7 protein-coding genes are annotated in these 9,841 nt (G+C 64.5%); 2 read left to right on the top strand and 5 right to left on the bottom strand.

Going from position 1 to position 9,841, the window contains the following annotated elements; all coding sequences use genetic code 11:
- The coding region (locus E4L98_RS05480; RefSeq protein ID WP_135200562.1) for a sensor domain-containing diguanylate cyclase at positions 1 to 1,051 on the top strand (1,051 nt) is incomplete at its 5' end.
- Here E4L98_RS05480 and E4L98_RS05475 read toward each other — a convergent pair.
- From E4L98_RS05475 to E4L98_RS05465, 3 genes are all read right to left on the bottom strand, one after another.
- Positions 1,052 to 1,969, bottom strand: a complete 918-nt coding sequence (locus tag E4L98_RS05475; RefSeq protein ID WP_371857196.1) for an EamA family transporter — start codon at positions 1,967 to 1,969, stop codon at positions 1,052 to 1,054.
- Between the two features lie 62 nt (positions 1,970 to 2,031).
- Positions 2,032 to 4,233, bottom strand: coding sequence for an FUSC family protein (locus E4L98_RS05470; protein WP_135200560.1), 2,202 nt, complete (start codon positions 4,231 to 4,233; stop codon positions 2,032 to 2,034).
- A gap of 81 nt (positions 4,234 to 4,314) precedes the next feature.
- The gene (locus tag E4L98_RS05465) at positions 4,315 to 6,003 is read right to left on the bottom strand and encodes a M14 family zinc carboxypeptidase (RefSeq protein WP_135200559.1); all 1,689 of its coding nucleotides are present in this window, start codon (positions 6,001 to 6,003) and stop codon (positions 4,315 to 4,317) included.
- A gap of 178 nt (positions 6,004 to 6,181) precedes the next feature.
- Here E4L98_RS05465 and E4L98_RS05460 point away from each other — a divergent pair, with 178 nt between their 5' ends.
- Positions 6,182 to 6,916: a hypothetical protein gene (locus E4L98_RS05460; protein ID WP_135200558.1), complete on the top strand. Its 735-nt coding sequence runs from the start codon at positions 6,182 to 6,184 to the stop codon at positions 6,914 to 6,916.
- On the opposite strand, the gene E4L98_RS05455 is transcribed toward E4L98_RS05460, so the two are convergent.
- Positions 6,917 to 7,483 carry an NADPH-dependent FMN reductase gene (locus tag E4L98_RS05455; protein ID WP_135200557.1) on the bottom strand — a complete coding sequence of 189 codons (567 nt, stop codon included), beginning with the start codon at positions 7,481 to 7,483 and terminating at the stop codon, positions 6,917 to 6,919.
- Positions 7,484 to 7,586: 103 nt separating this feature from the next.
- Positions 7,587 to 9,740 (bottom strand): S46 family peptidase, encoded by a 2,154-nt coding sequence (locus E4L98_RS05450; protein ID WP_135200556.1) that lies wholly within the window; start codon positions 9,738 to 9,740, stop codon positions 7,587 to 7,589.
- Positions 9,741 to 9,841 lie beyond the last annotated feature (101 nt).

The following is a 9,841-nucleotide window of genomic DNA, read 5'->3' as shown; positions in this document are numbered from 1 at the left end:
AGGCCGCCGTCCGCCACCGGGCGAGGCGCCGCCGCGCGACGACGGGCCGGGGCCGAGGGACGGCAGGCGCGGCGAACCGCCGTACCACTTCATTCTCGCCGATCGGAACTACCGGGTCCTGCTGGGCGCGGGCGTTTATGAGCAGGGCCAGCCATTGCCGGCAGCGGCGCGCAAGGATGCGCGTCCGGTCGAGGTGCAGGGCCGCATCGCCGCCTATGTCTCGCCCGAGGGCGTGCTCACGCCGAGCCGCGAAGAACAACAATACCTGGACGCCATGCGCGACGCGCTATGCTTCGGCGTCAGCGGCGCGGCGGTGCTGGCAATTCTCCTGGGGCTGCTGTTGAGCCGCAGCCTGGGCCGCACGCTCAGTCATCTGACCGGCGCCGTGCGCGCCATGCACGGCGGCTCGCTGCTGCAGCGCGTGCCGGTAGAGGGTCGGGATGAAGTGGCCGAACTGGCCCGGGCCTTCAACGCCATGAGCGAGAAACTGGCGCGCAGCCACGAAGAACTGAGCGAATCGCACCAGACCATCCTGGCGCAGGCCGAGCAGTTGCGCGAACTGAGCGTGCGCGATGCGCTGACCAAGCTGCACAACCGACGTCATTTCGACGAGCAGGCGTCGTCGCTGTTCAGCCATGCGGTGCGCCACAAGCGCCCGCTGGCGGTGGTGATCGGCGATATCGATCACTTCAAGCGCATCAACGACAACTTCTCGCACGCCACCGGCGACGCGGTGCTGCGCCAGGTGGGCGAAATCCTGCGCAGCCAAATGCGCCTGAGCGATCTGGTGGCGCGCTACGGCGGCGAGGAGTTCGTGATCGCTTTCCCGGAGACCGAGCTGTCGCAGGCTGCCGCGCTATGCGACAAGCTGCGTGTCATCATCGAATCCTTCCCCTGGCACCAGGTGCATCCGGAGCTGAAGGTCACCATGAGCATGGGCGTATATGCCGATCTGGCGGCCGGCACGGCGGAGGCGATGCTGCAGAAGGCCGACGCGCTGCTGTACCGCGCCAAGGAGACGGGCCGCAATCGTGTCTGCTTCGCCGCCTGATCAGGCGTTGCGGTCCAGCCAGCGGCCGCCGAACATGGTGCAGATCAGCGAGATGACGATCAGCGCGACACCGGCCCACTGCCAGCCGTTGATGACATCCCCGAGCGCCAGCATGCCGGAAGCAATGCCGATCACCGGCACGCCGAGGCTGAACGGCGCTACGCGGTTGACCGGATGGCGCTTCAGCAGCCGCGTCCACATCGCATAGCCGACGATGGTGGACATCCAGCCGATGAAGGCGACAGCCGCCCAGGTGGCGAACGGCGCGCCCACCCATTGCCAGCGCGTGGCCGGGTCGTCGAAAGCCAGCGACAGCAGGATGAAGGGCACGATGGGGACGGCGCCGCACCAGACGATGAAGCTGATGACGTTGAATTCCGGCGTCGCCTTCTGCGCGCGGCGCACCACGATGTTCGATACCGCCCACATGGCGGCGCCGCTCAGGCACAGCACGAAGCCGGCGGGGGTGATGTCGGCCGCGCTGGCCGATTGCAGGGCGCTCATGGCAAAGCAGCCCAGGCCCAGCGCCGCCAGCATCAGGCCGGCGATCAGCGCGCGGCTGGCGTGCTCCTTCAGCAGCACGAAGCCGAAGATGGCGGTGAAGAAGACCTGCGTCTGCAGGATCACGGAGGCCAGCGAGGCGGACATGCCGATCTTCAGCGACAGGAACAGCAGTCCGAACTGGCCGACGCCCTGGCTCAGGCCATAGGCGATGACCCACTTGGCCGGCAGCTTGGGCGGCTTGACGATCAGGATCAGCGGCAGGATCGCGAACACGTAACGCGCGGCGCCCAGCTGGAACGGCGTCAGGTTGCGCAGGCCGATTTTCATGGCCACGAAATTGGTGCCCCAGATGATCACGACCACGAGGGCGGATAAAAGGTCGCGGGTGCTGAAGGAGGAGGCGGGCGTCGTCATGCCAGCCATGTTAGCAGGCATCGCGCCAGCATGTCATGCCCCGCCGTCGCGGGAATGACTGTTCAGGCGATGTCGCGCAGGATGGCTTCGCGGTGGGTGATGATCTGGACCGCATCGGCCTGCAGCAGGCGGATGCGGCGCTGGACCAGCGGCCAGCCGGACCACGGCACCAGCGCCGAAGCGGCAGCGGGGGCGTCCTGCGCGGACAAGGCGGCGGCGGACATCAGCGCGTCTCCGCTTGCCTGGCCCGCTTGGCTGACCTGCGCGTGTTCGCCGTTGCCTGCACCCAGGGCATGCGTCAGCACCTCGACCACCTGGCCGTGGCTTTCGCCCAGCATTGCATTCACCTGCGCCACCGGCAGTTCCTTCGTGTGCCGCCGCAGGATCGCGCGCAGCGCGGCCACGTGCGCCACCAGCAGGTAGTTCTGCACGATGAAAAGGTTGACGTCCTCCACCGCACGCTGTTTGCGTGCCGGTTCGTCGAGCATGCGCACCAGCGCGGAACTCAGCGCCGCCAGGCTGTCCATCAGTCGCTTGCGTTCGATGCGGTAGGCGAAATCGTCCTTGCCTTTGCCCTGCAGCAGATCGAAGCTGGCCTGCATGTAGCGCAGGTTTACCTCCAGCACCGTGCGCACCAGCTGAGGCAATGACTGATATTCCCAGTTCGCCAGCACGAAGCTGAACGCGGTCGCCACCAGCGCGCCGATGAAGGTGTCGATCAGGCGCTCCATGATCAGGTGATGGTTGTCCGGCGCGAGCAGATACATCTGCAACAGGATCATCACGCTGACCGCGATCGCGGCGTAGCGGTAGCGCAGGTAGACGAACGTCGGCATGGCCACCGTCGACAGCACCAGGGCGGCCAGGATGAAGGCCGGGTAGTTCAGGAATTTGAGGATCAGCGCCGTGATCACGCAGCCGATCACGGTGCCGACGATGCGGTCGCGGCGCCGCTGGCGCGTCATGCTGAAGCTGGGCTTGAGGATGATCACGATGGTCAGCACGATCCAGTAGCTGTGCGCCGCATACGGCAGCAGCCAGGCGACACCCAGACCGGCCGTAATCGCCATCGCCACCCGCAGCGAGAAACGGAAGATGGGCGAGTCCCAGCGCAGGTGCGACAGGATCATGCGCAGCTCGTACTTCTGCTGCGACAGGAACGGCCCCATGTCGGCGTCGGCCCAGAACGGCGTGGTGTCGTAGGCTTTCTGACTGGCCTGGTGCAGCTCGCCGATCATCCTGATGATGGCGCGGATCTTGTTGCGCTGGGCGCGCAGCACGGCCAGTGCTTCCTGCTGCGGCTCGCCCGCGTCGATGCGCTGCTGAAGCGCGGCCAGCGCCGCTTCGATGGCATCCAGTTCCGGTTCGTAGCTGATCTCGGGATAAGAGGCCTTCTTGCGCGTGACGTCATAAGCCACCGATTCGATGTCGCGCGCGGCCTTGTAGGCCAGGTCGTGCAGCGTTTTCATCACCGGCGAATCGGCCAGGTGCGCGCGCAGTTGCGCGTAGTCGGTGTGGGTGGACAGGATCAGCTCATACAGGTCCAGCATGCAGACGTGGGTCTGCACCACGATGGCATCCTTGGCGTTGTTGTGCGAACGCAGGATCAGGTCGCGCGACGCCTGCTGGCGGTCGGCCAGCAGGCTTTGATGGCGTATCAACTGGTTGAATTGTTCGGTGAGGTCTTTATCGGTATCGTAGAAGTGGGCCTTGATGTCGATGTAGGCGGCCAGCTCGAACAGCGCCTCCGCCAGCACCTGCTGCTTGATGCGATGACGCAGTATCCACGAGATACCCATGGCGTAGGCCAGGTAGGCCACCGCGCCCAGCGTGAACAGGCCGGTATGGATGAAGGATTCGCGCACGCTCATGTCGTGTTCCATCGACATGGTCATGATGAACAGGGTGGCCAGCTGCAGCGGCATCGACTTGCGGCCGTAGACCACCATCATGCACGCGGCGAAGCTGACCGCCACCAGCATGAACATCAGCAGCCAGTGATACGGCGCGCACAGGCTGATGAGCAGGGTGACGGCGCTGCACAGCAGGACCGAGGCGCTCATCTCGTTGAACTTGTGGCGCAGGGGGCTGGGCATGTCCATCAGCGCGGTGCAGAGCGCACCGATGCAGACCGTCATGGCGACGGTCATGTCGGCGAACTGCAAGGTCAGCAGGGTCACGCCGATCAGGCCTCCGGCGAAGCGCAGGCCCAGGTAAAAATAATGGCTGTAGAAGAAGGTGCGTAGATTGAGCGCGTAATGCATGGCTATGGCCTTGTGGGCAGCTTGCATGCGCACCGCGGGATCGCCTTGGTGCGCACGTTGTACAACGCAGGGAACGACTGTTTAGAAGACGGAGAGCACCGGGTAGCGGCGCCATTCCGGCTCGGCGTGGAGCTTGCCGTTGGCGAAGATGAAGCCCAGCACCGCGTCCTGGTCGGACAGCAGGGCGGGATTGGCCGCCTTCCAGGCCTCGAATTTCGCTTTCAGCTCAGGCTCGGTTTCCAGCATTTCCAGCGCCAGGTCTTCGAACACGTAGTCGGAATAGGCTTCCTTTTTTTCCAGCACGCTGTTGAAGAAGCCCCAGCGGAAGAACGAGTCGTGGCCCTGTGGTTCCAGCGTCTCGACGGCATAACGCGCGTTGGCCTGCTTGAGCGGGATGAAGTAGTCGCCCGGCTGCACGGTGAAGCTGCCGGTACGCGCTTCCAGCTGCACCTCGTCGTGGTACATGTGGCCTTCGTAGGCGTTGGGGCGAGAAGTCACGGAGGCGATGTGGTAGTACTGCGCTTCCACCGTCGATGCTTCGTCGAAGCGTGCCATTTCGACGCCGTTCCACTGCAGGCGCTCGATCGCTTCGCGCCACGCCTGCGGCACGATGTAGCCTTTCGGCGCGCGCACGGTGGCGGCAGGCACGAAGCTGTTGTAGTAGGCGATGTCCTTTTCCCATGGCTGGCCGCGGTCGTAGGACAGGCGCTGGTAGTTGCCCAGCAGGCTGGCGCTGCGCTTGGCCGCATAGCCCTTGAAGCGGAAGGTCGACGGGTTGGCTTCGTCCATCTTCCAGGCCACGGTCCATTCCTTCGCGCTGGCTGCCTGCTCTTTCGCTTCGGCGCGCAGTTTGCGGATTTGTTCGCCATGGGTGACGGTGAAGGCCATGGTCACGTCCAGCAGCGCGCGCATGGAATCGTAACGGTCCTTGAACGGCTTGAGCATGTGCGTCTCCGGCATGAAGCCGATCACGTGGTGCAGGGCGGCGAAGCCGGTCGAAAAGCGCGGGACTTCCAGGAATTCGGCGATGCCGTCATCCGGGGTGTCCTTGACCGGATTGACGTAGGGGCAGGTCGGCCAGCCCCTGGCTTCCATCTCCTTATAGATGTGCGGCAGCATGGTCTGGCGCAGGAAGGGGCCGAGGCCGTAACCCAGCTTGTCCGCCTGGGTGTGAATCAGGGTCATGGTGTACGGATAGTCGGCGCCGTTGGAGGTGTGGGTATCGACCATCACGTCCGGATCCCAGCTGGTCAGCAGCTGGTTGAACAGGCGTGCGTTGAGCGTGTCGCACTTGACGAAGTCGCGGTTCAGGTCCAGGTGGCGGCTGTTGCCGCGGAAGCCGAATTGTTCCGGGCCGTCCTGGTTGACGCGCGAGGTGTTGGCGCGGTTCAGCGCGCCGTCGACGTTGTACAGCGGGACGAACAGCAGCACGGTCCGGCCCAGCGCCGCCAGTTTGGCCGTGTCGTGGCACAGGTCGCGCACGATGGCCATGCAGGCATCCACGCCTTCGGGTTCGCCGGGATGGATGCCGTTGTTGTTGAAGAAGACCGGGCGGCCTTCGGCCTTGATCTGGCTGCGGTCATGTACGCCGTCCGCGCTGACCACGCCCGCATGCACCGGAATGCCGCCGTCGGACACGCCGATCTGTTCAAACCGCAGCACGTGCGGGAAGCGCTGCGCCAGTTCTTCGTAGAAGGCGATGCAGTCGCTCCAGGTGGTGGTCTGATTTTGATTGCCTTTTTCGTAAGGTGTCGGCATGTCTGGGTGCATGGTCTGGATCTCAGAGGGTAGAGGAGAAAGGCGGGCTGGATAAGCCACCCTGTCGAGGGCGGAATTGTATCACCCGTGCTTGTTTTTTGAGCGCCTGCCCTCGCTTGTTGCGTTGCTTCAAGGCAAAGCGTCGGCGCCGGTGGTCTACTGGTTTCCTGTTCACGCACGGGAGAGCGGCATGAATTACGGATTGCGGGCGGTGATCGTGGTGATATTGCTGGCGCTGGGGTGCCGCTGGGGGATTGCGCAAATCGGGCCGCGCCACGTGCTGGAACTGCCGGGCGGCGGCGCGGCCACGGCGGGCATGGAGCAGGGGCGGGTGCAGCTGGCGGGGCCGGGACTGACATTGATCCGGTTCCAAGGACTGAGCATCCTGGCAGTCGATGCCGACACCCAGGCCTACAGCGAGGAAGCCGCCGCCAAGTGGCCGGCAGCCGACCTGGTGCTGGTGACGCCGCCGGCGCCAGGCCACTTTTTCGGTCTGGGGCCGGCGATGTCGATGCGCGGCGCGCGGCCGGTCATCATTCCGCAGGCACCAAACGAGACCATCACTTTCCGCGGCGAAGGACTGCAACTGTATCCCATGCAGGCTTGGGAGACGCTGGATGCGCGCAAGAGCAATACGCGGTTGCGGGTGACGGCCATGGCCGGCGCTGCGCGCACGGTCGGGGTGGCGGGGTTCATGCTGGAGCTTGGCAACAGCCGCGCGTCTTACCGCGTGTATGTCAGTTGCGAGCGCCAGGACGACGCCGAGGCGCTGACACTGGCGCAGCGTTTGCCGGGGGCGGATTTGCTGTTGCTGCCGGCCCGCCACAGCCCTGAACTGGTGACGCTGAAGCGCGCCGCAGGGCCGGTCGGCAAGCCGGCCGCGCTGACGGAAGCCGGTTATGCCTTCAAGGCGATCCGGCGCTGATCACTGTTTGGCGTGCTTTTCCACCCAGGCGGCGTAAGTGTCGGCGAACTTCTTCAGGAACTGTTTCGTGCTGTCGTTGTTGAGCTTGCCGTCGTCGCCGAGCAGGTTGGCGGCGCCGCCGATGTAGGCTTCCGGCTGCTGCAGCAGCGGCATGTCGAGGAACACCATCGATTGGCGCAAATGGTGATTGGCGCCGAAGCCGCCGATCGCGCTGGGCGACACGCTGATGATGCCGGCCGGCTTGCCGCTCCACACGCTGCTGCCGTAGGGGCGCGAACCGACATCGATCGCGTTCTTCAGCGGCGCCGGCACCGAGCGGTTGTATTCGGGCGTGAAGAACAGCACACCGTCGACATCCTTGATCCGCTGGCGGAAATGCGTCCACGCCTGCGGCGCGGTGGCGCCATGTTCTTCCAGGTCCTGGTTGTACAGCGGCAGTTCGCCGATCTCGACAATCTCGAAGCTCAGCGACGTCGGCGCCAGCGCGATCAGTTCGTGGGCGAATTTACGGTTGAGGGAATCCTTGCGCAAGCTGCCGATCACAACGGCGATTTTCTTCGCGGGCATGACATCTCCTGATGGTGGGTGGGCGGAAGCCACACTGTAACCCATCCAGAGAAAAAGCCACGCCGCTTTCCGGCGGCGTGGCTAGGGCTGGGGGCCGCGGCGCTTATTCGGCGCCCATTTCCTTCAGCAGGTTGTCGGCGTGATCGACGTGCTTCATGTTCCACAGGATGTAGCGCAGATCGACCTGGATGTCGCGCGTCATGGCCTTGTTGAAGTCCCAGTCGGAGATGATGGAATCCAGCGTGCCGTCGAAGGCCAGGCCGATCCACTCGCCCTTGGCGTTCAGCGCGGCCGAGCCGGAATTGCCGCCGGTGATGTCCAGCGTCGCCAGATAGGCCACCGGCACCGTCTTCAGGACCGGATCGGCGTACTTGCCGTAGTCCTTGTCCTTGATCGCCTTCAGCTGCGCGGCGGGCGCGTTGAACTCGCCCTGACCGGTGGCCTTGGCGGCGACGCCCTGCACGGTGGTGAAGGCTTTCCAGGTGGTGCCGTCGGCGCCCGGATCGCGGCCGGCGATCTTGCCGAAGGTGACGCGCAAGGTACTGTTGGCGTCAGGGTAGACCGCCTGACCCTTGCTGTGCATGTAGGCGATCTTGGCCTTCATGTAGTTGGCATAGGCTTGCTGCAGCTTGCCGCCCAGTTCTTCCTCGTCGGCTTCTTCCTTCAGGTCCGGGCCGTACAGCGCGACGGCGGCCTGGATGAAGCTGTCGTTGCTGGCCTTGAAGTCCTCCGGCTTGCGCTCCAGCCAGGCCTTGCGCTCGGCGGCGTCGCCCAGCTTGCTGCCGGCGTAGATCTTGTCCAGCGCGGCTTGCAGCTCGGCCTTGCTCATGCCGTCCCTGATGCCGATCACCGCGTCGAAAGCGGCGTGGCGCTGCGCGGCCGGCTGCGCGGCGTACTTGGCCAGGCTGTTCAGCACCAGCGCCTTGTCGACCTTCTCGTCGTAATTGCGCACCAGCGCGTCCACCGACGATTTGATGCGCGGCACGTCACGCTGTTGGTAGCCCGACTTGCGCTCGGTATCCGGCTTGGTGTTCTCGTTGGCCAGACGGTACAGGACGCGCGCCGTGTTCAGCAGGCGCGGCTTGGACGAGGCGTAATAGTAATCGCGCTTGGTGTCGGCGTCGCGCTGGGCGATCAGCTTTTCCACCGCGTCGATGTCGCTGGCGTACTCGGTCTTGCGTTTGGCATCGGCGTTGATCCATTGCTTGAGCGCCTCGTGTTCGGCGGTCTTGCGCTTCAGCATATCGCTGCCGGCGTAGGAGTCCAGCATGCCCTGGCGGTTCTTGTAGTAGTTGTTGATGCTGGCCACCTGCGAAGCGTACTTCAGCGCGGTGTCCTTGTTGTCCTTGGTGGTGTCGGCAATGATGGCCAGGTTTTCGGCCGATTGCTTGACGAATGCCGGATACGACCAGTCGAAGGTGAACGCCACTTCCGACGGCAGGCGGTGGCGGTTGGTGCGGCCGGGGTAGCCGAGCACCATGATGAAATCGCCTTCCTTCACGCCTTCCCTGGCCAGCTTCAGATAATGCTGCGGCACGTAGGGAACGTTGTCCTTGCTGTAGTCGGCGGCCTTGCCGTCCTTGCTGACGTAGGCGCGGTAGAAACCGTAGTCGCCGGTGTGGCGCGGCCACATCCAGTTATCGGTATCGCCGCCGAACTTGCCGACGCCTTCCGGCGGCGCATGCACCAGGCGCACGTCGCGGATTTCCAGCTGCTTGATCAGATAGAACTCCAGGCCGCCATAATAGGACGAGACGGTGCAGCGGTGGCCGGCATCCTTCTCGCAGTCGGCCTGGAGGGTTTTCTGATTCTTCTCGATCGCATCGCTGCGCGCCTTGCCGCTGAGCTTGGCCACTTCCGGTGTGATCACCTGCTTGCTGACGTCGGTCACGGCCTTGGTGACGAAGATGCGGGTGCCCGGCACGGCCGGCAGTTCCTCGCCCAGGTTGTGGGCGAGGAAGCCGTTGGCCAGCAGATTGCGTTCTGGTGTCGAGTTGTGCGCCACGCTGCCGTAGACGCAGTGGTGGTTGGTGGCGACCAGGCCTTGCGGCGAAACGAAGGAGGCCGAGCACCCGCCCAGGCTGACGATGGCGCCCATGGGGAACTCGGTCAGCTTGGTCAGGGTGGCGGGATCCAGTTTCAGGCCGGCGGCTTTGAGTTCCTTGGCTACTTGTGGCAGCTGTTGCGGCATCCACATGCCCTCATCGGCATGGGCGGCGGTGCTCAGGATGGCGAGCGCGATCAGAGTCTTATTCATGTCTCATGGTGAAGTGGTTGAACGGCGCCGAGCAGTATAGCAACAAAAAATCCGGGGTCAGTTCTGCCAATCGCACACGAGCCCAGCCGTAGCATGCGCTA

The sequence above is a fragment of the Duganella callida genome, from assembly GCF_004614165.1.
GTDB classification, from domain to species: Bacteria; Pseudomonadota; Gammaproteobacteria; order Burkholderiales; family Burkholderiaceae_D; genus Rugamonas; species Rugamonas callida.
The sequence above is the reverse complement of the archived record's forward strand: the minus strand, read 5'-3'. Positions and strand labels throughout refer to the sequence as shown.